This is a genomic window from Burkholderia sp. FW306-1C-G01B, assembly GCF_058781685.1.
On sequence record NZ_JBYSWZ010000004.1, the window covers coordinates 282,784 to 304,179 of the forward strand.

The following is a 21,396-nucleotide window of genomic DNA, read 5'->3' on the forward strand; positions in this document are numbered from 1 at the left end:
CGCGGCGCTCATCACGGAGTGGGTTAGATGACGTTCTGGAATCTGTATTTCATCCTGAAGTTCGCGCTGTTCGCGACCGGGCACCTGCAGCCGCTGTGGCTCGCGAACCTCGCGTTCGCGGTGGCGCTCGCGGCGAGCGCGCCGGTGCGGCGGCGTGCATGGCGCATCGTCCGGCAGCTCGTGGCGATCGCGATCGCGGTGCCGCTGCTTGCGCGCGAGATGCATGCGCCGCCGCTGGCACGCCTCGTCGAGGCCGCGCAGGAAGTGAGCACGTTCCGCGTCGACTACTGGATGGAACTGCTGCCGCGCCTGCTGCCGCCCGCGCTCGTGCTGACGGTGGCCGGCGCGCTGATCGTCTATTTCATCGTCAACCGCTGGCTGCGCGTCGCGACGTTCGTGCTGGCCGTGCTGATCGTGATGCCGCTGTGGCAAGCGGGCAGCGGCTTGATGGCGCGCGTGGTCGCACCGGCCACGCAGCAGGCGAACGCGCAGGGCGCGACGGCGATGGGGCGCGCCGACCAGCCCGAGGACCACAACGCCGCGCTCGCGACGTTCCGTGCACAGGAGTCGCAGCGGCAGGTCGCGTTCGGCCATCCCGGCAACGATCCGGCCGCCCAGTTCGACGTGATCGTGCTGCACGTCTGCTCGCTGTCGTGGGACGATCTCGATGCGGCGAAGGTGCGCAATCACCCGATGTTGAGCCACTTCGACTATCTGTTCACGAACTTCAGCACCGCCGCGAGCTACAGCGGCCCGGCGGCGATCCGCGTGCTGCGCGCGAGCTGCGGGCAGGAGGCGCACGCGGACCTGTACAAGCCCGCGCCGCAGCAGTGCCAGCTGTTCGCGCAACTCGCGGGCGCCGGTTACACGGTGCAGTCGCTGCTGAACCACGACGGCCACTTCGACAACTTCCTGCAGGTGATCCACGACAACATCGGCGCGGCCGACGCGCCGATGGTCTCGAACGCGGCCGCGCCCGTCGCGATGCACGCGTTCGACGGCTCGGCGATCAAGGACGACTACGGAACGCTCGCGAACTGGTATGCGCAGCGCGGGGCGGTGCAGGGGCCTGTCGCGCTGTACTACAACACGATCAGCCTGCACGACGGCAACCGCGTGGTCGGCAGTTCGCTGACGAGCATCGACTCGTATCCGCAGCGTGCGACGAAGTTGATGAGCGACTTCGACCGTCTCGCCGACCTGATCGCGCAATCGGGCCGCCGCGCGGTGATCGTGTTCGTGCCCGAGCACGGCGCCGCGCTGCGCGGCGACAAGAACCAGGTCGCGGGCCTGCGCGAGATCCCGACGCCGCGCATCGTGCACGGGCCGGTCGGCGTGCGGCTCGTCGGCTTTGCCGGCAACCACGGCGCGACCACCGTGATCGAGCAGCCGACCAGCTTCCTCGCGCTCGCGCAGCTGCTGTCGAACCTCGTGTCGAACAGCCCGTTCAAGCCGGGCGCGACGCTCGCGCAATATGCGGCGGACCTGCCGCGCACGCGGATGGTCGGCGAGAACGAGGGCACGGTATCGATGCAGACGGCCGCGGGTTACGCGGTGAAAACTCCGGACGGCGTATGGATCGACGAACAATAATCCTTCCCGGCGACGGCGACGACGATCGCCTGTCGCAGCCGAACGACGTGCTCGGCCTCGCGCGGCATCTGCCCGCGCTCGACCCTGAGCGCTATGTCGACGAGCAGGCGCGCCGCGCGTTCGTCGAGTCGCTCGAGCGTTGGCCGACGCTCGCGAAACTGATGGGATTGAAACGGTAAATGAACGACGGCCGGCATGCTTGCCGGCCGTCGCCAGCTTGCGGGCGAACCTGCCTATTCTGCCGGTCGCGCCTTGCGTTCCGGCTGACGCGTCCATTCGTCTTCCTCGCCCGGCACCTTGCCGAAAGTCTGCGCGGCCCATGCCGCGCGCGCCGCTTCGATCTTCGCGCGCTCGCTCGACACGAAATTCCATTCGATGAAACGCTCGCCCGGCAGGTGTGCGCCGCCGAGCAGCATCACGCGCGCGCCGTTCGCGCTGGCGAGCGCAACGGTCGCGCCCGGTTCGAGCACGGCCATCGTCGCGGGGGCGAGCGGCGTGCCGTCGATGGTGAGGTCGCCGTCGACGAGATACACGCCGCGTTCGTCGTGCTCCGCATCGAGCGCGAGCTGGCCGCCCGCCGCGAATTCCGCATACGCATAGAGCGTCGGCGAGAACACGGCGACCGGCGACGTAAGCCCGAACGCGGTGCCCGCGATCACGCGCACGCTCGCGCCGTCGCGCGCGAACGACGGCAGCGTGTCGGCCGGATGATGGACAAATGCGGGCGCGGTGTCCTCGTGCTCGACCGGCAGCGCGACCCAGGTCTGGATCCCGTGGACCGGCTGCTCGCGCGGGCGGTCCTCGTCGGGCGAACGCTCCGAATGCACGATGCCGCGGCCGGCCGTCATCCAGTTCACGTCGCCCGGCACGATCTTCTGCCGGAAGCCGAGGCTGTCGTGATGCATCAGCGAACCGTCGAACAGGTAGGTGACGGTCGCGAGCCCGATGTGCGGATGCGGCAGCACGTCGATGCCGCGGCCGGCCGGCAGCACGGCCGGGCCCATCTCGTCGAAGAAGATGAACGGGCCGACGAGGCGCGCGGCGCGAGCGGGCAGCACGCGGCGCACGACGAGGTTGCCGATGTCGCTTTCGCGCGGCGTGAGCAGGGTCTTGATCGATGCGGACATGGTGGGGATCTCGAGTTCGGTGCGGTGGGCGATCAGGCGATCGCCGTGTCGATCGTGATCGGATGCGTGAGGATCTTGTGTACCGGGCACGCGTTCGCGATCTGCAGCAGGCGCTCGCGCTGTTCGCCGGACAGGTCGCCTTCGAGCGTGATGCGGCGCACGATCGTGCTGCCCGCGCTGCCCGATTCGTGCGCGAGCTTCACGTGCACTTCGGCGAGCGGCCAGCCCTTGCGCTGCGCATACATCTTCAGCGTGATCGCGGTGCAGGCGCCGAGGCTCGACAGCAGCAGCGCGACGGGCGTCGGCGCCGCATCGCCGCCGCCGAGCGGCGCCGGTTCATCGGCACGCCACTGGTGGGCGCCATCGCTGAAGTGGACGAGATAATCGACCGAGCCGATGCTCGCTTCGACGGACAGTTCGCTCATTGCAGTTCCATGGGGAAAGGGGGAGGGCCGGCGGCCTGGCCGGACGTTACGGTTCGAGCAGCCGCTGCAGCCGCAGTTCCTCGAAATCGAGCTCCGATTCGATCCGGTGCAGCACCGTGTCGTCGACCTTGCCGTCGCGATGCAGGTCGAGCAGCGCCTGGCGCGACACACCGACGAGTTCGAGCTCGACGCGCAGCATCCGTGCTCGCATGTCGGCCGGCTCGGCACCATGCCGATGCGCGCGTTCGTTGAACATGACGCGGTTGCGGTATTCGGCGAGCAGGCGGTCGAGCGAAGGGCGCTCGAGGTTCGACCCGCGCTGCTCCAGCGCGTCGAGTTCGGCGAGCGCCGCGCCGAACGTATGCGCGCGTACCGCATGCTCGGACATTGTATGCCGCGCGACGGGCCGCAGCTTCAGCACGCGGATCAGCGGCGCGAGCGTGCCGCCCTGCACGACGAGCGTCGCGATGATCAGCAGGAACGTGCTGAACAGGATCAGGTCGCGGCCGGGAAAGTTGCTCGGCAGCGCGATCGCGGCCGCGAGGCTCACGACGCCGCGCATGCCCGACCAGCCGAGCACGACAGCCTCGCGCCACGACCACCGCGCGTGGCCCGCACGCGGTGCGCGCAGGCGGTCCGGCAGCCACATCGCGACGAACACCCACACGACGCGCGCACCGATCGCGGCGGCGGTGGCGGGCAGCGCGACGCGCAGGCCGGCCATCAGCACCGCGCCTTCGTGGTTCACGCGCGCGAGGATCGCATGCAGCGCGAGACCGATCAGGATGAACACGAGCGCATCGAGCACGAACACGATCGCTTCCCACGTCGCCTTCGCCTTGATCCGCAGGTCGGCGTCGAACACGCGATGCTGGCGCACGCCGAGCACGAGGCCGCAGGTCACCACCGACAGCACGCCCGAGCCGTCGACGGCTTCCGCGATCCCGTAGCTGCCCCACGCCATTGCGAAAGTCACGACGATGCCGAGCATCGGGTCGCGCAGGCGCGGCAGCACCCAGCACATCGCATGGCCGCACGCGAGGCCGACCGCGATGCCGATCAGCGTCAGCGAGAAGAACAGGCCGGTGGCGCTCGCGGCCGTGATCGACACGGCGAGCGCGGCCGATACGGCCATCTGGTACAGCAGCAGGCCCGACGCATCGTTGACGAGGCTTTCGCCTTCGAGCACCGCGACGAGCCGCGCGGGCAGCGGGTAGCGCTGCAGGATCGCCTTCGCGGCGACCGCGTCGGGCGGCGACACGATCGCGCCGAGCGTGAAGCACGCGGCCCACGGCAGCGCCGGGTTCGCGGCACGCACGGCCACGGCGACTGCGACGGTCGTGAACGCCACCGCACCGAGCGCGAGCGACGCGATCGATGCGAGCTCCTGCCTGAATTCCTTCCATGCGGTGTAGAACCCGCTCGACATCAGCAGCGGCGGCAGCACGGCCGCGAGCAGCAGCGCCGGGTCCATGTCGGGCACGCGCTTGCCGGCGATCGCCACCGCGCAGCCGCCGAGCAGCAGCACGACGGCCGGCGGAATCGAGATGCGTTCGGCGAGCCACGTGAGCGCGCCCGCGCCGCAGATCAACAGCAGCAGGTAGTGGAACAGCTCGACGTTGGTCATGCGCGGCCTGCGGCGACGGCGTGCATCACGACGGCTTGCGGTCGTTCGCGGCGCCACCCGGCAGCGCGCCGAACATGTGCTGGCTGCATTGCGCTTCGCGCCATGCGGTATTCAGCCGGTGTCCGGAAAGCATCCGGCGCGCGACGGGCAGGATCTGTTCGCCGGCCAGCATGCCGAGCAGCCCGGTGAGCGCGATGACGGGCGGCGCCGGCGAATTCACGCCGAGCGCGCCGTAGATGACGCCGGCGAGAATGCCGGCGAGCAGCGACAGGAAATACGGTTTCATGATGAAAACCTCTCGTGATAGGCTGGTCGGGGGCGAAGGGCGCGCCTTCAATGTGCTGGAAGCGTATCGGGTTTACGTGTGGAAAAAAAGGGCGGATTGCCCTTGAGAGACCCCTCTTTCGGAATTCGATCGATTCCGTTTCTTGGATGTTCGAGCTGCGACTTTTCCGATTAAATGGCTGCAACCGGAAGACGCAAATCCGGGGCAACGCACAGTCGGCTCCTCGTACTTTCCGATCGAGGCAAGCCTTAAACGTTTCCTGTCCAAAGGATGATTCGCGCCATGAGCAACCCCAAGCTTGAAGTCCTCACTCCCCAGAACAGCCAGTTGATCTTCATCGACCAGCAGCCGCAGATGGCATTCGGCGTGCAGTCGATCGATCGCCAGACGCTGAAGAACAACGTCGTCGGGCTCGCGAAGGCAGCGAAGGCATTCAACATTCCGACCACGATCACGACGGTGGAATCGGAGAGCTTCTCCGGTTACACCTATCCCGAACTGCTCGACGTGTTTCCGAACCAGAAGACGCTTGAACGCACGTCGATGAACTCGTGGGACGACCAGAAGGTGCGCGACGCGCTGGCCGCGAACGGCCGCAAGAAGGTGATCGTGTCGGGCCTGTGGACCGAAGTCTGCAATACGACGTTCGCGCTCTGCGCGATGCTCGAAGGCGACTACGAGATCTACATGGTGGCCGATGCATCGGGCGGCACGTCGAAGGACGCGCACGACTTCGCGATGCAACGGATGATCCAGGCCGGCGTGGTGCCCGTCACGTGGCAGCAGGTCGCGCTCGAGTGGCAGCGCGACTGGGCACGCCGCGACACCTACAACGCCGTGATGGCGATCGCGAAGGAGCACTCGGGCGCGTACGGGATGGGCGTCGACTACGCGTACACGATGGTCCACAAGGCCGAACAGCGCACCGCGACGCCGCACGAGTCGCTCGCGCCGGTGCCGGCGAAGTAACGGGCTCCGTGCCGCCGCGCGTTCAAACGGGCGGCAGTGCCCACGGCGCGCCTGTCAAATGCTCGACGAGAAAGTCGAGCAGGGCCGTCACACGCGCCGCACGCAGCATGCCGGGCGGCGTGACGAGGTTGACGTTGATGTCGGGGATTTTCCAGTCGTGCATCACTTCCTCGAGCTCGCCGCTTTGCAGCGCATCCCACACCAGGAACGCCGGCTGCAGCGCGAGGCCGTGGCCGGCGATCAGCGCGGGGCAGAGAACGTCGGCGTTGTTGGCGCGAATGCGCCCGCGCACCGGCACGCCGAATTCGTCGCCCGACGCCGTGTGGCGAAAGCGCCAGTATTCGGGTGTCGGTATGTTCGTGTAGGTCAGGCACACGTGCTGGTCGAGTTCGCTCGGATGGGTCGGCCGGCCGCGCCGGTCGAGATACGCGGGCGATGCGACGAGCGGCCGGCGCACGGCGCAGAGGCGGCGCGCGCGCAGCGACGAATCGTTCAGTTCGGCGATCCGGATGGCGACGTCGAAGCCGCCGGACACGATGTCGACGAAGTTGTCGGTGAGCACGAGGTCGACGTCGACGCGCGGGTAGCGCTCGAGAAACGCGGGCAACAGCGGCGCGAGATTGCACAGGCCGTAGGACATCGGCGCGTTCACGCGCAGCAGGCCGTGCGGTTCGAGCGCGTGCGCGGACGCCTCGCCTTCGATCAGCTCGGCGTCGGCGAGCAGCCGGATCGCGCGATCGCGCAGCAGTTCGCCGGTCGGCGTGAGCGACAGCTTGCGCGACGTGCGGTACAGCAGCATCGAGCCCAGGCGTTTTTCGAGGCGCGCGATCGCTTTCGACACTGTCGGTTGCGATATGCCGAGCAGGTCGGCGGCCTTGGCGAACGAACCGGTTTCCGCGACGCGCGCGAAGATGGCCCAGGCTTCGAGATCGGGAAGATGTTGCATGGCTGGAAGGCGTGGCAGGGAAGCGAAGCGGATTCGGCGGCAGCGGATCGCGCCGATGGCGCGCGGCAATGCGGGTCATTCTAATCCAGTCGGGAGGGAGCATATGGAATCGTATGTAGTTTCACTGGGCGCCGGCGTGCTGATCGGCGTCGTATACAGCGTGATCAAGGTGCGCTCGCCGGCACCGCCGCTGATCGCGCTGGTCGGCCTCGCCGGCATGCTGATCGGCGCAGCGGGCATCGCGCCGGTCCGTCACTGGCTCGGCTTCTGACCGCATCGAGGACATTTCATGAGCGCAACCGACACTCAACCCGATCTCATCCTGCACAACGGGCGCATCACGACGCTCGATCGTGCGAACCCCGTCGCCACCGCCGTCGCGATCAAGGACGGCCGCTTCGTCGCGGTCGGCGGCAGTGCGGAGATCGTGCCGCTCGCGGGCCGCGCGACGAAGGTCGTCGATCTCGACGGCCGCGCCGTGCTGCCGGGCCTGATCGACAACCATACGCACGTGATTCGCGGCGGTTTGAACTACAACATGGAGCTGCGCTGGGACGGCGTGCGTTCGCTCGCGGTCGCGATGGAGATGCTCAGGCGGCAGGTCGCGATCACGCCCGCGCCGCAATGGGTGCGCGTGGTCGGCGGCTTCACCGAGCACCAGTTCGCCGAGAAGCGCCTGCCGACGATCGAGGAGCTCAACGCCGCCGCGCCCGATACGCCGGTGTTCATCCTGCACCTGTACGACCGTGCGCTGCTGAACGCGGCCGCGCTGCGCGTGGTCGGCTACACGAAGGACACGCCCGAGCCGCCGGGCGGCACGATCCTGCGCGACGCCGCGGGCAACCCGACCGGGCTGCTGCTCGCGAACCCGAACGCGACGATCCTCTACGCGACGCTCGCGAAGGGGCCGAAGCTGCCGTTCGAATACCAGTACAACTCGACGCGCCACTTCATGCGCGAACTGAACCGTCTCGGCGTGACGGGCGTGATCGACGCGGGCGGCGGTTCGCAGAATTATCCCGACGATTACGAAGTGATCCGCAAGCTGCACGACGCGGGCGAGATGACGATCCGGATCGCGTACAACCTGTTCACGCAGAAGCCGAACGCGGAGAAGGAAGATTTCGTGAACTGGACCAAGAGCGTCAAGTATCACGACGGCACCGACTATTTCCGCAACAACGGCGCCGGCGAGATGCTGGTGTTCTCGGCGGCCGACTTCGAGGATTTCCGCGTCGCGCGCCCGGACCTGCCGGCGCAGATGGAAGACGATCTCGAAGGCGTCGTGCGCGTGCTCGCGCAGAACCGCTGGCCATGGCGCATGCATGCGACCTACGACGAAACGATCGACCGCGCGCTCGACGTGTTCGAAAAGGTGAACCGCGAAATTCCGCTCGACGGGTTGAACTGGTTCTTCGATCATGCGGAAACGATCTCCGAAAAATCGATGGACCGTATTGCAGCGCTGGGCGGCGGCATCGCGGTGCAGCACCGGATGGCGTACCAGGGCGAATACTTCGTCGAGCGCTACGGTGCACAGGCGGCCGAGGCGACGCCGCCCGTCGCGAAGATGCTCGACAAGGGGCTCAAGGTGTCGGCCGGCACCGACGCGACGCGCGTCGCGTCGTACAACCCGTGGGTGTCGCTCGCGTGGCTCGTGACGGGCAAGACGGTCGGCGGGCTGCGCATGTACCCGCAGCGCAACCTGCTCGATCGCGAGACCGCGCTGCGGATGTGGACCGAATACGTGACGTGGTTCTCGAACGAAGAGGGGAAGAAAGGGCGCATCGCGGTCGGGCAGCTTGCCGACCTGATGGTCCCGGATCGCGATTTCTTCACATGTGCGGAGGACGATATCGTGGATACGACCGCATTGTTGACGGTGGTCGGCGGCAAGATCGTATGGGGCGCGGGGCCGTTCGCATCGCACGACGCGCCGATTCCGCCCGCGATGCCGGACTGGTCGCCGGTGCGCGAGTATGGCGGCTACGGCGGCTGGGGCGCGACGCAGCGCAACGGCGCACCGCTGCAGCGTGCGGCGGCCGCCGCGATGTGCGGCTGCGCGAGTGCATGCAACGTGCACGCCCATGCGCATGCGAGCGCGTGGGGCAGTGCATTGCCGACGTCGGACGCGAAGGGCTTCTGGGGCGCGTTCGGTTGTTCGTGCTGGGCGGTCTGACATGGCGGCCCCGATCAACTCCGGCGGCTTCGGCAACCCGGCGTGGGTCCGCGCGCTGCTGGCGCAGCCGTGGGTCCCGCCGCTCGTGCGCCTCGCGCTGGTGTCCGCCTACCTGATCGGCGGCGTCGCGAAGGCGCTGGATTTCGACGGCGCGGTCGCCGAGCAGGCGCATTTCGGCCTGCATCCGGCCGCGCTCTGGGCGGCGCTCGCGATCGCGGTCGAGATCGCCGGCTCGCTGTGCGTGGTGTTGAACCGCTTCACGTGGCTCGGCGCCGGCAGCCTCGGCATGCTGACGCTCGTCGCGATGCTGGTGGCGAACGATTTCTGGAACCGCACGGGCGCCGATCATTTCATGGCGCTCAACAGCTTTTTCGAGCATCTCGGGCTGATCGCCGCACTCGTGCTCGCGACGCTGCTCGCCGATGCGAAGCACACGGCCGGCGACGGCCGTACCACTCGATGACGATGAAACAACAAGGAAATCCTGTGATGAAAACGATTCGTTCCGCCTTGCTCGCGCTTGCGATCGCCGCCGGCCTCGTCGCGGCGCCGGCGTCGTACGCGAAGCCGCCCGTGCCGCCGGCGGCCACGCCGACGCTTGCCGTCGGGCCGCAATACGACACGACACACGTATACGTCGCCCCCGAGGATTTCGATCGCTTCACCGACAGCTTCGTCGCGACGTTCGGCGGCAGCAAGTCGAAGCAGGGCGTGTTCCAGGTCACGCCGACCCCGAGCCAGACGATGTCGCAACTCGTTTTCACGCCGGCGGGCACGATCTCCGTGTTCGGCTTCAAGACGCCCGTGCCCTGGCCGTTCGGCGCGGAGCGCACGGGTTACCTCGTCACCGACATGGACGCGGCGATGAAGGTGGCGCGCGAGCATGGCGCGGAAGTGATCGTCGACACGTTCCCCGATCCGATCGGCCGCGATGCGGTGATCGCGTGGACGGGCGGCGTGAAGATGCAGCTGTACTGGCACACGCAGGCGCCGAACTACGCGGCGCTGCAGACGATCCCCGAGAACCGCGTGTATGTGTCGCCGCAGAGCGTGCGCAAGTTCGTCCATGATTTCGTCAAGTTCTCGAACGGCAAGGTGGTGTCCGACAACCTCAAGGCGCCCGGCATCGAGATCGGCCGGCCGAACGACACCTATCGCCGCATTCGCATCACGTCGGGCTTCGGCAAGATGACCGTGCTCGTGACGGACGGCCAACTGCCTTACCCGTACGGCCGCGAGATGACCGGCTACGAAGTGCCGGATCTGGCCGCGACGCTGAAGCAGGCGCGGGCCGCGGGCGTGAACGTGCTCGTGCCGTCGTATACGGCGGACGGGCGCGATGCGGCGCTCGTGCAGTTCCCCGGCGGCTACGTCGCCGAGATCCACGCGAGCGCGGCGCGATGAAGCACGAAGACACGATCCTTTCCGCGGTGGCCGGCTTCGTCGATACGCTGAGCTTCGTCGCGCTGTTCGGGCTGTTCACCGCGCACGTGACGGGCAACTTCGTGCTGATCGGCGCGGGCGTCGCGGGGTTCGGGCAGGGCGTCCTGCTGAAGCTCAGCGTGTTTCCTGCGTTCGTGTGCGGCGTCGTCGCGAGCAGCCTGATTGCGCGCGCGCTTTCCGCGCGACCCGCATGGCAGGGCGCGCGAGCCCTGCATACGGTGCAGGCGGTACTGCTGCTCGGCTTCTGCGCGGCCGGCGTTTGGGCGACGCCCGTGACGCAATCCGACAGCCTGCCGGTGCTGGTGGCCGGTTTCGTCGGCACGTTCGCGATGGGCGTGCAGAACGCGCATCCGCGCGTGATCGCGCGCGCCGGCGTGCCGAACACGGTGATGACCGGCAACGTCACGCAGGCGATCCTCGATGTCGTCGACCTACTGTCCGCCGGCACGGCCGACAGCGTGCGCGCGACGGCACGCGCGCGCTTCGCGAAGATGCTGCCGGCGATCGTCGCGTTCGCGCTCGGCGCGGTATGCGGCGCGCTGGGTTTTCGCCATATCGGGTTCTGGGCGCTGCTTGTGCCCGCCGGCACGCTCGCGGTGCTGGCGGCATGTACGGGGGTGTCCGCCCGTACCGGCACGCAGGAGCATGCATGATCGTGCAGCGTGGAGGGACGCGTCGCGACCGCGGCGGGCGAGCGGGCCGGACCGATGCACGCGGTCGCGAACGGATGGCCGCGACAAGCGGGCAGCGTGCCGCGACGACCCGAGGCAGCCGCTTCGACCGGGTTGCCCGCGCGTCGGTTGTCGCGGGGCTGCTGCTCGCGGGTGCCGATGCGGCGTTCGCGGACACGGCGACTGCACCGGCGGCGGACAGCGCGCCCGCATCGACGTGCACGGCCAAGCGGCCGACCGTGCTGTTCAACCGCTGGCAGGAAGACTGGTCGGTGCTCGCGAATCCATGCGTGCCGCGCGCGCCGCTCGACGGGTTGAAATACATCCCGCTCGGCAACGATCCGTCATCCTATCTTTCGCTCGGCGTGAACCTGCGCGAGCGTCTGGAAACCAACGACGCGCCGCTGTTCGGGATCGGCTCCGCGCAATCGGACACGTACCTGATCCAGCGCGTCGAAGTGCATGCCGATGCGCATCTCGGCCAACACTGGCAGTTCTTCGTGCAGTTGCAGGACGACCGCGCGTTCGGCAAGAACACGATCTCGCCGGTCGACAAGAACCCGCTCGATCTCGAACAGGCATTCGCGACCTACACGGGTGCGCTCGGCGGCGGCACGTTCAAGTTGCGCGTCGGCCGGCAGGAGATGGCGTTCGACCTGCAGCGTTTCATCGCCGCGCGCGATGGCCCGAACGTGCGGCAGGCGTTCGATGCGGTGTGGGCCGACTACGAATATCAAAAGTGGCGCTTTATCGCGTATGCGACGCAGCCCGTGCAGAACCGCACCGTGTCCGCGTTCGACGACGTGTCGAACCGCAACCTCACGTTCAGCGGCGTGCGCTTCGAGCGGCAGTCAGTCGGGCCCGGCGACCTGTCGGGCTACTGGTCGCGCTACAACCGCAGCAACGCACGCTTTCTCGACGCGAGCGGCGCCGAGCGCCGCGACGTGTGGGACATGCGCTACACGGGCACGCAGGGGCGCTTCGACTGGGATCTCGAAACGATGCTGCAGACGGGGACGGTCGGCGGCAGCTCGATCCGCGCGTGGGCGCTCGGCTCGATCGCAGGCTACCGGCTCGATGCGCCGTGGTCGCCGCGCGTCGCGCTGCAGGTCGACGCGGCGTCGGGCGACCGGCATCCGCACGACGGCCGCATCGGCACCTTCAATCCGCTGTTTCCGAACGGCTATTACTTCACGCTCGCGGGCTTCACCGGTTACTCGAACCTGATCCACGTGAAGCCGTCGGTGACGCTGAAGCCGTCGCCGAACCTGGCGCTGCTCGGCGCGCTCGGTTTCCAGTGGCGCGAGACGACCGGCGACGCGGTCTACCAGCAGGGCAACGCCGTGGTGCCGGGCACGGCCGGCAAGGGCGGGTTGTGGACGGGGATGTATGTGCAGCTGCGTGCGGACTGGACGATCGCCGCGAACCTGATCGGCGCGGTCGAGGCCGTGCATTTCCAGGTCGGCGACGCGATTCGGCAGGCGGGCGGGCACAACGCCGACTATGTCGGCGTCGAGCTCAAGTACGGCTGGTGACGAACGGGCACGACGACGCGTACCCATGAAAAAGGGCGGCCGGGAGGCCGCCCTTCGTTCGTCCGGGCCGGCAGCGCTGCCGGCCAGTCCTCGTGATGCCGTTACAGGTTCGGCGACAGCGTGAGCGCGTTCGTCAGGTCGCCCATCGGCTGCGCGCCGTTGGCCTTCAGCGCGTCGTCGCGCTGTTGCAGGCCCGCGAGGCGCGGCAGCGAGTAGCGGCGCGTGATGAAGCGCAGGATCGAGCCCGTGTCGTACTGCGTGTGGTCGACGAAGCCCTTCTTCGCATACGGCGACACGATCAGCGCCGGAATGCGCGTGCCCGGACCCCAGCGGTCGGCGGTCGGCGGCGCGGCGTGATCCCAGAAGCCGCCGTTTTCGTCGTACGTGACGACCACGACCATGTTCTTCCACTGCGGGCTCGCCTGCAGGTGCGCGATCACGTCGGCGATGTGCTGGTCGCCCGACGTGACGTCCGTGTAGCCCGGGTGCTCGTTCAGGTTGCCCTGCGGCTTGTAGAACGTCACCGCCGGCAGCGTGCCCGCGTCGATCGCCTTGATGAACTCGGCGCCGTTCGCGCCGCCGTCGAGCAGGTGCTGCGCGCGGTTCGCGGTGCCCGGCGCCTGGTTCGCGAAGTAGTTGAACGGCTGGTGGTGCGGCTGGAAGTTCGGCGTCGACAGGTCGGCGCCGTAGATCACGTTCGACGTGCCGTTCTGGCTCGCCTGCAGCGCCTGGCCCCACGCGCCGCCATACCAGGCCCACGACACGTTCGCATTGGTCAGCAGGTCGCCGATGTTGGTGGCCGTCTGCGGCGGCATCGTCGACGCGTTGGCCGGATCGGCGAGCAGCGGGTCGCCGCCCGTGGCCGCCTTGTTGCCGCTCGGCTGATACGGCGGCTGCATCGTGTTGACCGCGAAGAAGTCGGGCGTGATCGCGCCGTCGTTGACGAACTTCGGCGGGCCGCTCAGCGCGGAGGCGGGCGAATTCGCGGCGACCTTCAGCGACTTGCCGTCCGCGTTCAGGACGGCGATCTTGCCGGCCGCGGGGCTCGTGTTCGCGTTCGCGTAGAACGGCGCGCACGCGCAGATCAGGTACTGGTGGTTCAGGAACGAGCCGCCGAACGCGCCCATGAAGAAGTTGTCGGCGAGCACGTACTGCTGCGCGATCTTCCACAGCGGCAGCTTCGACGGGTCCGGCGTGTAGTGGCCCATCGTCAGGCCGCCGGCATCGGTCCACGCGGCGTACATGTCGTTCTTGCCGCCGTTGATCTGCATCTGGTCCTGGTAGAAGCGGTGCACGATGTCGCGCGTCGCGATGCTCATCGGCTGGTTGAAGCCTTTCGGATCGTCGATCGCGAACGGCGCGTTCGGCAGGTTCGCCGTCATCGCCTCGGTGACTGCCGGCGTGATGCCGGTCGCGGTCAGGCCGCCCCAGACCTTCGGCAGCGTCGCCATCGTCGAGCCGTCGCGATCCTTCTGCACCGAGTTCGCGGCCGTCGCGTTCTGCAGGCCGTTCGCGCCCGGGAAGTTGCCGTACAGGTTGTCGAAGCTGCGGTTTTCCGCATAGATCACGACAACGTTCTTGACGGCCGACAGGCCCTGTTGCGTGACGTCGTCGCCGCCGCAGGCGGTCAGGCTGAGCGCGGCCGCGAGGGCGATCGGCGTATAGCGAATCCAGGCGTGCTTCTTCATGCGATGTTCTCTCTTTCGTCGTGGGTCGCGTGTGGGAACCGGGTTGGCGCAGGGGCCGGCGCGACAGGCGCTGGGCGCCGACCGGCTGCGCGCATTATCTGGAACCCGTTTGACAGGCGGGTGTAGGGGCGCTTTCAATTGACTGTCGGCGGAACGTCACGCGACGGACACGGAACTGACATAAGCTCCGGCCGATTGCCCACCGCTACCCATAGAACGACGATGCCCACCACCCCGAAATCCTTTGCGTCCGCGCGATCGTTGATCCATGCCGCGGCGGCCCTGGCGCTGGCTGCCGGGCTCGCGGCGCTCGCCGGTTGCGATGCGCGGCCCGGCGCGAATTCGCCGGCCGCGTCCGTCGTGCCGGCCGCCCAGGCCGCGCCGGCGGTCGCACCGGCCAGCCAGCCGCAGACGCGTGCGCAGGTGTTCGAGGGCGTGAAGCAGATGACGGCGCTCGGCAAGCAACTGTTCTCCGATCCGTCGCTGTCGGGCTCCGGCAAGCTCGCGTGCGCGTCGTGCCACAGCGCCGAACATGCGTTCGGGCCGCCGAACGCGCTGTCGGTGCAGCTCGGCGGCGACGACATGCATCGCATCGGGTTCCGTGCGGCGCCGTCGCTGAAGTACTTGCGCGGCATCCCGCCGTTCAGCGAGCATTTCCACGATTCGCCCGACGAGGGCGACGAAAGCATCGACGCGGGCCCGACCGGCGGGCTGACCTGGGACGGCCGCGTCGACACGCGCGACGCGCAGGCGCGCATTCCGCTGCTGTCGCCGTTCGAGATGAGCAGCTCGCCGGCGCGGGTCGCGCAGGCGGTGCGCGCGGCGCCGTATGCGGACGCGTTCCGCAAGGCATTCGGCGAGCGGGTGCTCGGCGACGATCAGGCCGCCTTCGACGCGGTGTTGCGTGCGCTCGATGCGTTCCAGCAGCAGCCTGCGCTGTTCGATCCGTACACGAGCAAGTACGACGCGTACCTGGCCGGCCGCGCGCAGCTTACGCCCGCCGAGTTGCACGGGCTGCAACTGTTCAACGACGAGAAGAAGGGCAATTGCGCGAGCTGCCACATCAGCCAGCGCACGCTCGAAGGCGGCCCGCCGCAGTTCAGCGATTTCGGGCTGATCGCGATCGCGGTGCCGCGCAACCGCGCGCTGCCTGTGAACCGCGACCCGCGCTTCCACGATCTCGGCGCGTGCGGCCCCGAGCGCACCGACCTGAAGGGCCGCGACGAATTCTGCGGGCTGTTCCGCACGCCGTCGCTGCGCAACGTCGCGCTGCGCAAGACGTTCTTCCACAACGGCGTATATCACTCGCTCGAGGACGTGATGCGCTTCTATGTCGAGCGCGACATTCATCCGGAGAAGTTCTATCCGGTCGTGCACGGCAAGGTGCAGATCTACGACGACCTGCCGAAGCGCTACTGGCCGAACATCAACCGCGAACCGCCGTTCGACCGCAAGCGCGGCGAGCAGCCGGCGCTGAACGCGGCCGAGATCAAGGACGTGATCGCGTTCCTGGGCACGCTGACTGACGGATATCAACCCGGGTCGACGCAGGCGGCCCGCTAGGGCCCGTTATTAGCGGGAACAGGCCCGAAAGCGTCGCACGCGGCACGCATGCTATGCTCGCTCGCTGACGGGCGTGGCGCGTGCCGGTTCGCCGGCATGCACCGCGCCGTTCGATCGAACATCCAAGGAGAACAACATGTCGATGCGTGCATCCCTTTCCGTCGTCACGCGCGTGCTGGCCGGCGCCGCGTGCGTTGCCGCGATGCTGCCCGCCCATGCGCAGAACAACCTGAACTTCCTGAACGACACGCCGCTCAGCTATTTCAGCAAGGCCGACACCGCGTCGCTGTCGAAGGCCGCCGCGAAGGTGCGCGACGAAGGCAAGGACGGCGAGACGACGACGTGGCAGAACAGCGGCAGCCGCACGCAGATCGAAGCGAAGCTCACGCCGACCACGACCGAGACGGACGGCAAGACCTGCCGCGAAATCACCACCGACATCACCGCGAAGGGCCAGACGATGACGCTCAAGCCCGTCTACTGCAAGACGGCCGCGGGCAAGTGGCAGTTGCAGAAGCGCTGAGCACGAGCGTGACGAAGCGGGGCGACACGCCGCGCGCGGTGTCGTGCGGCGTCGTGATCCTCGATGCGGCCGGCCGCGTGTTCCTCGCGCACGCGACGGACACCACGCACTGGGATATCCCGAAGGGGCAGGGCGAGCCCGGCGAGACGCCGGCCGACGCAGCGCTGCGAGAGCTGCTCGAGGAAACCGGCATCGAATTCGCGCCGGCGCGGCTGCTCGATCTCGGCCGCTTCGCGTACCGGCACGACAAGGACCTGCACCTGTTCGCGGTGCAGGTGGCGGACGGCGAGATCGATCCCGCGCTGTGCACGTGCACGTCGCTGTTCCCGAGCCGTCGCGACGGTTCGATGATTCCCGAGATGGATGCGTATCGCTGGACCGCGCCGGGCGATATCGACGCGTATGCGAGCCGCAGCCTCGCGCGGCTGTTTCGCACGAAGCTGTCGCTGGCGGAACTGCATCGGCGGCTGTCGGGCGCGTGAATGAACGCGGTGGCTTCCGCCGCCGCATTGCCTGGCTTCGCTTCGATGCATGCAATAAAAAAACCGGCCCTCGCGCCGGTTTTTTCATGGTCGCGCGACGTCGGCCCGAGGCCGCGCGCCGCACGCGGAGCAGGCCGTCAGGCCGGCTTGCCCCAGCTGTCGCGCAGCCCGACGATCCGGTTGAACACGGGCTTGCCCGGCTTCGAATCGACACGGTCGGCAACGAAGTAGCCGTGCCGCTCGAACTGCAGGCGCGTTTCCGGCGCGATGTCGCTGTTGCCCGGCTCGACGTACGCCTGCACGATCTTCTTCGAATCGGGATTCAGTGCCTCGAGGAAGTTCGCGCCGCCCGCGTCCGGATGCGGCTCCTTGAACAGGCGGTCGTAGATCCGCACTTCGGCCGGCTGCGCATGCTTCGCGCTGACCCAGTGGATGTTGCCCTTGACCTTGTACGTGTTCGCGCCTTCGGTGCCCGACTTGCTGTCCGGGAAGTAGTTGCAGTGCACGGCCGTCACGTTGCCGTCGGCATCCTTGTCGAAGCCCGTGCACTCGATCACGTAGCCGTAGCGCAGGCGCACCTTGTTGCCCGGGAACAGGCGGAAATAGCCCTTCGGCGGGTTCTCGACGAAATCCTCGCGCTCGATCCACAGCTCGCGCGAGATCGGGAATGTGCGCACGCCGCGCTCCGGATGGTGCGGATGCACGGGCGCCGTGCACGCTTCCTCGAGGTCTTCCGGATAGTTGTCGATCACGAGCTTCAGCGGATCGAGCACCGCGACCGTGCGCGCGGCCTTGTCGTCGAGGTCGTCGCGCAGCGCGCCTTCGAAGATGCTCATGTCGATCCACGAATCGATCTTCGTCACGCCGATCCGCTCGCAGAACAGCTGGATGCTCTCCGGCGTGAAGCCGCGGCGGCGCACGCCGACGATCGTCGGCATCCGCGGGTCGTCCCAGCCGTCGACGTGGCCTTCGGTGACGAGCTGCAGCAGCTTGCGCTTGCTGGTGATCGCGTACGTGAGGTTCAGCCGCGAGAATTCGATTTGCTGCGGCAGCGGGCGCGTGAACACGCCGGCTTCCGCGAGTTCGTTCAGCACCCAGTCGTACAGCGGGCGGTGATCCTCGAATTCGAGCGTGCACAGCGAATGCGTGATGCCTTCGAGCGCATCCGAGATGCAGTGCGTGTAGTCGTACATCGGATACACGCACCATGTATCGCCGGTGCGGTAGTGGTGCGCGTAGCGGATCCGGTAGATCACCGGGTCGCGCATGTTCATGTTCGGCGAAGCCATGTCGATCTTCGCGCGCAGCACGTGCTCGCCTTCCTTGAACTCGCCGGCCTTCATGCGGCGGAACAGGTCGAGGTTTTCGTCGGGCGTGCGCTCGCGGAACGGCGACGGCTTGCCGCCTTCCGTCAGCGAGCCGCGGTTCGCGCGCATTTCGTCGGCGCTCTGGCTGTCGACATATGCCTTGCCGCGCTTGATCAGCAGCTCGGCGAATTCGTACAGCTTGTCGTAGTAGTCGCTCGCGAAATACTGGTGGTCGACCGCGTCCTTGCGCCAGTCGAAACCGAGCCAGCGCACGGCGTCGACGATCGAGTCGACGTACTCGACGCTTTCCTTTTCCGGGTTCGTGTCGTCGAAGCGCAGGTGGCACACGCCGCCGTAGTCGCGCGCGACGCTGAAGTTCAGGCAGATGCTCTTCGCGTGGCCGATGTGCAGATAACCGTTCGGCTCGGGCGGGAAGCGCGTTTCGACGCGGCCGCCCCATTTGCCGGTGCGGTTGTCGTCGTCGATGATGTTACGAATGAAGTTGGAAGCCGCGGGGGCGTCGTTGCGTTCGGTGCTCATGCGGTTGGCGTCAGGTTGTGTCGGCGCGTCGCGCCGGTTTAATCCTGTAATTCTACCTGACCGGGGTCCGTCCCGCGCGGCTTGCGGGTGAGGGCCGGTGCATTCGCGATGCGTGCCGCAATATCTCGATAGTGTGTCGGCTGTAACACGACGTAAATCGGATTGCTCGCGCCGTTCGGGTTTTCCTATGATGGCTTCACCGATTCAATGCCGCCATTCGCGTAATTGCGTGGCGGGAGGAAGCCAATAACCATGACGAAGAAGACCACTTTTCTCGTTCGTACCGCGGTGATCGTCGCGGCGCTGTCGCAACTCGGCGCATGCGCGATGACGCATACGCAACGCAATGCCGGTATCGGCGCGGCCGCGGGCGGCGCGCTCGGCTACCTGATCACGGGCGGCCCGGTCGGCACGGTTGCCGGCGCGGCGGCAGGCGGCCTGGTCGGCGCCGGCGTACGCTGATCGGAGCCGGCGCGCCTGAGCGCCGGCCGGTCGTGACATCGTCCTGAACGCGTCACGGCCCTAGCGCACATCCTTCCGTTTTTTTGACAGGCAGCATCAGGGAGAGGAGGGTGTGCGACACTTCGTCGACATCACATTACGACACCATTCGTCGACGAATCCTTTCATGAGCGACCCCCTCGTTTTCGTCCTGCCGGGCTACGCCAATTCGGGCCCGCTTCACTGGCAAAGCCGCTGGGAGCGCGCCGATGCGCGCTTCTCGCGCGTCGCGATGCCCGACTGGGATCGTGCGTTCCGCAACGGCTGGTGTCTCGCGCTCGATCGCGCGGTCGAAGCCGCGCGCGGGTCGGTACTGATCGCCGGCCACAGCCTCGGCACGCTGACCGCTGCGTGGTGGGCGACGCGTTATGCGCGCCCGGCCGCGCTCGCGAAAGTGCGCGGCGCGCTGCTCGTCGCGCTGCCCGATCCCGCCGGGCCGGCGTTTCCGGCCGACGCGCACGGCTTCGGGCCCGTGCCGCACGAGCGGCTGCCGTTTCCGACCTGCGTGGTCGCGAGCAGCGACGATCCGTACGGCTCGCTCGCGTTCGCGCGCGGCTGCGCGCAGGCGTGGGGCAGTGAATTCCGCGACATCGGCCGGCGCGGCCACATCAACGCGGACAGCGGGCTCGGCGACTGGCCGGCCGCGCGCGGCTGGCTGGACGCGCTCGCGCGGTAGACGCCGATCGGGTAGCCGTCGCCGCGCGAGCCGTTGAAGCGGCCGTTCGTCAGATCGCCTGCTTCGCCTTCAACGCCGCAATCCGTGCGTCGTCGTAACCGAGCATGTCGCGCAGCACGTCGTCGGTCTGCGCGCCGAGCAGCGGCGGGGCCGTGCGCGCGTCGGGCGGCGTCGCGCTCATCCGGATCGGGTTGCGCACGAGCTGCACGTCCGCGCCGCACGGGTGCGGCAGCGACACCTGCATCCCGCGCGCGACGACTTGCTCGTTGTCGAACACCTCCTCCAGATCGTTGATCGGCCCGCACGGCACGCCGGCCGCTTCGAGCACGCCGATCCAGTCGGCCTTGCCGCGCGCCTTCACCATCTCCGCGAGGATCGGCACCAGCGTGTCGCGGTGGCGCACGCGCGACGGGTTCGTCGCGAAGCGCTCGTCGTCGGCCAGTTCGGGCCGGCCGCCGGCCTCGACGAACTTGCGGAACTGCCCGTCGTTGCCGACCGCGACGATGATCCACCCGTCGCTCGTCTGGAACGTCTGGTACGGCACGATGTTCGGATGCGCGTTGCCCCAGCGCACCGGCGGCTTGCCGCTCGCGAGGAAGTTGGTGTTCATGTTCGCGAGCAGCGCGACCTGCACGTCGAGCAGCGCCATGTCGATGTACTGGCCTTCGCCCGTGCGGTCGCGGTGCGCGAGCGCGGCGAGCACGGCGATCGTCGAGTAGAGGCCGGTCGCGAGATCGGCGATCGCGACGCCGGCCTTCTGCGGGCCGCCGCCCGGCTCGCCGTCGCGCTCGCCGGTGATGCTCATGAAGCCGCCGATTCCCTGCACGATGAAGTCGTAGCCCGCGCGATGCGCATACGGGCCGGTCTGGCCGAAGCCGGTGACCGAGCAGTAGACGAGATCGGGCTTCACCGCGCGCAGCGATTCGTAGTCGAGCCCGTATTTCTTCAACTGGCCGACCTTGTAGTTCTCGAGCACGACGTCGCATTGCGCGGCGAGTTCGCGCACGATCTGCTGGCCTTCGGGCGTCGCGATGTCGATCGTCACCGAGCGCTTGTTGCGGTTCGCCGCGAGGTAGTACGCGGCCTCGGCGGTATCCGCGCCGTCCGCGTCCTTCAGGTACGGCGGCCCCCAGTGGCGCGTGTCGTCGCCGGCGCCCGGGCGCTCGACCTTGATCACGTCCGCGCCGAAATCGGCGAGGGTCTGCGCGCACCACGGGCCCGCGAGCACGCGGGTGAGGTCCAGCACGCGGATATGGCTCAGGGCACCCATCGTCGAATCGTCTCCTTTCATGGCTGGCCTCCGTTGCTCGGCAAG

Annotated in this window: 22 protein-coding genes; 14 read left to right on the plus strand and 8 right to left on the minus strand. The window is 67.9% G+C overall.

Features of this window, described 5'->3' with window-relative positions:
- Nucleotides 1–27: 27 nt before the first annotated feature.
- Together bcsG and AC3WLY_RS10835 are read left to right on the plus strand one after the other, a co-directional pair.
- Nucleotides 28–1,593: a cellulose biosynthesis protein BcsG gene (gene bcsG / locus AC3WLY_RS10830; RefSeq protein WP_492309421.1), complete on the plus strand. Its 1,566-nt coding sequence runs from the start codon at nucleotides 28–30 to the stop codon at nucleotides 1,591–1,593.
- Nucleotides 1,575–1,772: a hypothetical protein gene (locus AC3WLY_RS10835; RefSeq protein ID WP_492309422.1), complete on the plus strand. Its 198-nt coding sequence runs from the start codon at nucleotides 1,575–1,577 to the stop codon at nucleotides 1,770–1,772. The genes bcsG and AC3WLY_RS10835 overlap by 19 nt, the downstream gene beginning before the upstream one ends.
- 54 nt (nucleotides 1,773–1,826) lie before the next feature.
- Here the strand turns inward: AC3WLY_RS10835 and AC3WLY_RS10840 are convergent, their stop codons facing one another.
- From AC3WLY_RS10840 to AC3WLY_RS10855, 4 genes are read right to left on the minus strand one after another with little or no spacing between them, the layout of a single operon-like run.
- Nucleotides 1,827–2,720, minus strand: coding sequence for a pirin family protein (locus AC3WLY_RS10840; RefSeq protein WP_492309423.1), 894 nt, complete (start codon nucleotides 2,718–2,720; stop codon nucleotides 1,827–1,829).
- A gap of 32 nt (nucleotides 2,721–2,752) precedes the next feature.
- Nucleotides 2,753–3,145 carry an OsmC family protein gene (locus tag AC3WLY_RS10845; RefSeq protein ID WP_310134714.1) on the minus strand — a complete coding sequence of 131 codons (393 nt, stop codon included), beginning with the start codon at nucleotides 3,143–3,145 and terminating at the stop codon, nucleotides 2,753–2,755.
- Between the two features lie 46 nt (nucleotides 3,146–3,191).
- Nucleotides 3,192–4,772 carry a cation:proton antiporter gene (locus AC3WLY_RS10850; protein ID WP_034183343.1) on the minus strand — a complete coding sequence of 527 codons (1,581 nt, stop codon included), beginning with the start codon at nucleotides 4,770–4,772 and terminating at the stop codon, nucleotides 3,192–3,194.
- A gap of 25 nt (nucleotides 4,773–4,797) precedes the next feature.
- Nucleotides 4,798–5,058: a XapX domain-containing protein gene (locus tag AC3WLY_RS10855; protein ID WP_492309424.1), complete on the minus strand. Its 261-nt coding sequence runs from the start codon at nucleotides 5,056–5,058 to the stop codon at nucleotides 4,798–4,800.
- 282 nt (nucleotides 5,059–5,340) lie between these two features.
- Between AC3WLY_RS10855 and AC3WLY_RS10860 the strand changes: the two genes are divergently transcribed.
- On the plus strand, nucleotides 5,341–6,027 hold the full coding sequence (locus AC3WLY_RS10860; RefSeq protein ID WP_047901195.1) for a hydrolase: 687 nt from the start codon (nucleotides 5,341–5,343) through the stop codon (nucleotides 6,025–6,027).
- Between the two features lie 22 nt (nucleotides 6,028–6,049).
- Here AC3WLY_RS10860 and AC3WLY_RS10865 read toward each other — a convergent pair whose 3' ends face one another.
- Nucleotides 6,050–6,973: a LysR family transcriptional regulator gene (locus AC3WLY_RS10865; RefSeq protein WP_175963850.1), complete on the minus strand. Its 924-nt coding sequence runs from the start codon at nucleotides 6,971–6,973 to the stop codon at nucleotides 6,050–6,052.
- A gap of 103 nt (nucleotides 6,974–7,076) precedes the next feature.
- Here AC3WLY_RS10865 and AC3WLY_RS10870 point away from each other — a divergent pair, with 103 nt between their 5' ends.
- From AC3WLY_RS10870 to AC3WLY_RS10895, 6 genes are all read left to right on the plus strand, one after another.
- Complete coding sequence (locus tag AC3WLY_RS10870; RefSeq protein WP_204426193.1) at nucleotides 7,077–7,244, plus strand: DUF1427 family protein; 168 nt, start codon at nucleotides 7,077–7,079, stop codon at nucleotides 7,242–7,244.
- Between the two features lie 18 nt (nucleotides 7,245–7,262).
- A complete protein-coding gene (locus AC3WLY_RS10875; RefSeq protein WP_492309425.1) occupies nucleotides 7,263–9,152 on the plus strand; it encodes an amidohydrolase in 1,890 nt (629 codons plus the stop codon).
- Nucleotide 9,153: 1 nt separating this feature from the next.
- Nucleotides 9,154–9,615: a DoxX family protein gene (locus AC3WLY_RS10880; RefSeq protein ID WP_492309426.1), complete on the plus strand. Its 462-nt coding sequence runs from the start codon at nucleotides 9,154–9,156 to the stop codon at nucleotides 9,613–9,615.
- Nucleotides 9,616–9,641: 26 nt separating this feature from the next.
- Nucleotides 9,642–10,556, plus strand: a complete 915-nt coding sequence (locus AC3WLY_RS10885) for a VOC family protein (RefSeq protein WP_425132366.1) — start codon at nucleotides 9,642–9,644, stop codon at nucleotides 10,554–10,556.
- Nucleotides 10,553–11,248 (plus strand): YoaK family protein, encoded by a 696-nt coding sequence (locus tag AC3WLY_RS10890; RefSeq protein ID WP_347066027.1) that lies wholly within the window; start codon nucleotides 10,553–10,555, stop codon nucleotides 11,246–11,248. Before AC3WLY_RS10885 ends, AC3WLY_RS10890 begins: the two co-directional genes overlap by 4 nt.
- Before the next feature lie 74 nt (nucleotides 11,249–11,322).
- A complete protein-coding gene (locus AC3WLY_RS10895; RefSeq protein WP_492309427.1) occupies nucleotides 11,323–12,801 on the plus strand; it encodes an alginate export family protein in 1,479 nt (492 codons plus the stop codon).
- Nucleotides 12,802–12,902: 101 nt separating this feature from the next.
- Here AC3WLY_RS10895 and AC3WLY_RS10900 read toward each other — a convergent pair whose 3' ends face one another.
- On the minus strand, nucleotides 12,903–14,489 hold the full coding sequence (locus tag AC3WLY_RS10900; protein WP_175961644.1) for an acid phosphatase: 1,587 nt from the start codon (nucleotides 14,487–14,489) through the stop codon (nucleotides 12,903–12,905).
- Between the two features lie 222 nt (nucleotides 14,490–14,711).
- Between AC3WLY_RS10900 and AC3WLY_RS10905 the strand changes: the two genes are divergently transcribed.
- The 3 genes from AC3WLY_RS10905 (at nucleotide 14,712) to AC3WLY_RS10915 (ending at nucleotide 17,057) form a co-directional block, all read left to right on the plus strand.
- Nucleotides 14,712–16,052, plus strand: a complete 1,341-nt coding sequence (locus AC3WLY_RS10905) for a cytochrome-c peroxidase (protein ID WP_492309428.1) — start codon at nucleotides 14,712–14,714, stop codon at nucleotides 16,050–16,052.
- Nucleotides 16,053–16,188: 136 nt separating this feature from the next.
- Complete coding sequence (locus AC3WLY_RS10910; protein WP_072444405.1) at nucleotides 16,189–16,575, plus strand: RT0821/Lpp0805 family surface protein; 387 nt, start codon at nucleotides 16,189–16,191, stop codon at nucleotides 16,573–16,575.
- Nucleotides 16,576–16,583: 8 nt separating this feature from the next.
- On the plus strand, nucleotides 16,584–17,057 hold the full coding sequence (locus tag AC3WLY_RS10915) for an NUDIX hydrolase (protein ID WP_175961851.1): 474 nt from the start codon (nucleotides 16,584–16,586) through the stop codon (nucleotides 17,055–17,057).
- A 137-nt stretch (nucleotides 17,058–17,194) separates the two neighbouring features.
- Here the strand turns inward: AC3WLY_RS10915 and AC3WLY_RS10920 are convergent, their stop codons facing one another.
- Complete coding sequence (locus AC3WLY_RS10920) at nucleotides 17,195–18,904, minus strand: glutamine--tRNA ligase/YqeY domain fusion protein (RefSeq protein WP_310134689.1); 1,710 nt, start codon at nucleotides 18,902–18,904, stop codon at nucleotides 17,195–17,197.
- A gap of 252 nt (nucleotides 18,905–19,156) precedes the next feature.
- Between AC3WLY_RS10920 and AC3WLY_RS10925 the strand changes: the two genes are divergently transcribed.
- Both AC3WLY_RS10925 and AC3WLY_RS10930 read left to right on the plus strand, forming a co-directional pair.
- Nucleotides 19,157–19,366 (plus strand): ornithine acetyltransferase, encoded by a 210-nt coding sequence (locus AC3WLY_RS10925; RefSeq protein WP_175961641.1) that lies wholly within the window; start codon nucleotides 19,157–19,159, stop codon nucleotides 19,364–19,366.
- A 166-nt stretch (nucleotides 19,367–19,532) separates the two neighbouring features.
- A complete protein-coding gene (locus AC3WLY_RS10930; RefSeq protein WP_492309429.1) occupies nucleotides 19,533–20,081 on the plus strand; it encodes an RBBP9/YdeN family alpha/beta hydrolase in 549 nt (182 codons plus the stop codon).
- 49 nt (nucleotides 20,082–20,130) lie between these two features.
- On the opposite strand, the gene AC3WLY_RS10935 is transcribed toward AC3WLY_RS10930, so the two are convergent.
- A complete protein-coding gene (locus tag AC3WLY_RS10935) occupies nucleotides 20,131–21,351 on the minus strand; it encodes a CaiB/BaiF CoA transferase family protein (protein ID WP_492309450.1) in 1,221 nt (406 codons plus the stop codon).
- Nucleotides 21,352–21,396 lie beyond the last annotated feature (45 nt).

What these genes read in the sequence shown, in the direction of transcription:
- bcsG (WP_492309421.1), top strand. Translation starts at nt 28, where the DNA reads ATGACGTTCTGGAATCTGTATTTCATCCTGAAGTTCGCGCTGTTCGCG.
- AC3WLY_RS10835 (WP_492309422.1), top strand. Translation starts at nt 1,575, where the DNA reads ATGGATCGACGAACAATAATCCTTCCCGGCGACGGCGACGACGATCGC.
- AC3WLY_RS10840 (WP_492309423.1), bottom strand. Translation starts at nt 2,720, where the DNA reads ATGTCCGCATCGATCAAGACCCTGCTCACGCCGCGCGAAAGCGACATC.
- AC3WLY_RS10845 (WP_310134714.1), bottom strand. Translation starts at nt 3,145, where the DNA reads ATGAGCGAACTGTCCGTCGAAGCGAGCATCGGCTCGGTCGATTATCTC.
- AC3WLY_RS10850 (WP_034183343.1), bottom strand. Translation starts at nt 4,772, where the DNA reads ATGACCAACGTCGAGCTGTTCCACTACCTGCTGCTGTTGATCTGCGGC.
- AC3WLY_RS10855 (WP_492309424.1), bottom strand. Translation starts at nt 5,058, where the DNA reads ATGAAACCGTATTTCCTGTCGCTGCTCGCCGGCATTCTCGCCGGCGTC.
- AC3WLY_RS10860 (WP_047901195.1), top strand. Translation starts at nt 5,341, where the DNA reads ATGAGCAACCCCAAGCTTGAAGTCCTCACTCCCCAGAACAGCCAGTTG.
- AC3WLY_RS10865 (WP_175963850.1), bottom strand. Translation starts at nt 6,973, where the DNA reads ATGCAACATCTTCCCGATCTCGAAGCCTGGGCCATCTTCGCGCGCGTC.
- AC3WLY_RS10870 (WP_204426193.1), top strand. Translation starts at nt 7,077, where the DNA reads ATGGAATCGTATGTAGTTTCACTGGGCGCCGGCGTGCTGATCGGCGTC.
- AC3WLY_RS10875 (WP_492309425.1), top strand. Translation starts at nt 7,263, where the DNA reads ATGAGCGCAACCGACACTCAACCCGATCTCATCCTGCACAACGGGCGC.
- AC3WLY_RS10880 (WP_492309426.1), top strand. Translation starts at nt 9,154, where the DNA reads ATGGCGGCCCCGATCAACTCCGGCGGCTTCGGCAACCCGGCGTGGGTC.
- AC3WLY_RS10885 (WP_425132366.1), top strand. Translation starts at nt 9,642, where the DNA reads ATGAAAACGATTCGTTCCGCCTTGCTCGCGCTTGCGATCGCCGCCGGC.
- AC3WLY_RS10890 (WP_347066027.1), top strand. Translation starts at nt 10,553, where the DNA reads ATGAAGCACGAAGACACGATCCTTTCCGCGGTGGCCGGCTTCGTCGAT.
- AC3WLY_RS10895 (WP_492309427.1), top strand. Translation starts at nt 11,323, where the DNA reads ATGGCCGCGACAAGCGGGCAGCGTGCCGCGACGACCCGAGGCAGCCGC.
- AC3WLY_RS10900 (WP_175961644.1), bottom strand. Translation starts at nt 14,489, where the DNA reads ATGAAGAAGCACGCCTGGATTCGCTATACGCCGATCGCCCTCGCGGCC.
- AC3WLY_RS10905 (WP_492309428.1), top strand. Translation starts at nt 14,712, where the DNA reads ATGCCCACCACCCCGAAATCCTTTGCGTCCGCGCGATCGTTGATCCAT.
- AC3WLY_RS10910 (WP_072444405.1), top strand. Translation starts at nt 16,189, where the DNA reads ATGTCGATGCGTGCATCCCTTTCCGTCGTCACGCGCGTGCTGGCCGGC.
- AC3WLY_RS10920 (WP_310134689.1), bottom strand. Translation starts at nt 18,904, where the DNA reads ATGAGCACCGAACGCAACGACGCCCCCGCGGCTTCCAACTTCATTCGT.
- AC3WLY_RS10925 (WP_175961641.1), top strand. Translation starts at nt 19,157, where the DNA reads ATGACGAAGAAGACCACTTTTCTCGTTCGTACCGCGGTGATCGTCGCG.
- AC3WLY_RS10930 (WP_492309429.1), top strand. Translation starts at nt 19,533, where the DNA reads ATGAGCGACCCCCTCGTTTTCGTCCTGCCGGGCTACGCCAATTCGGGC.
- AC3WLY_RS10935 (WP_492309450.1), bottom strand. Translation starts at nt 21,351, where the DNA reads ATGGGTGCCCTGAGCCATATCCGCGTGCTGGACCTCACCCGCGTGCTC.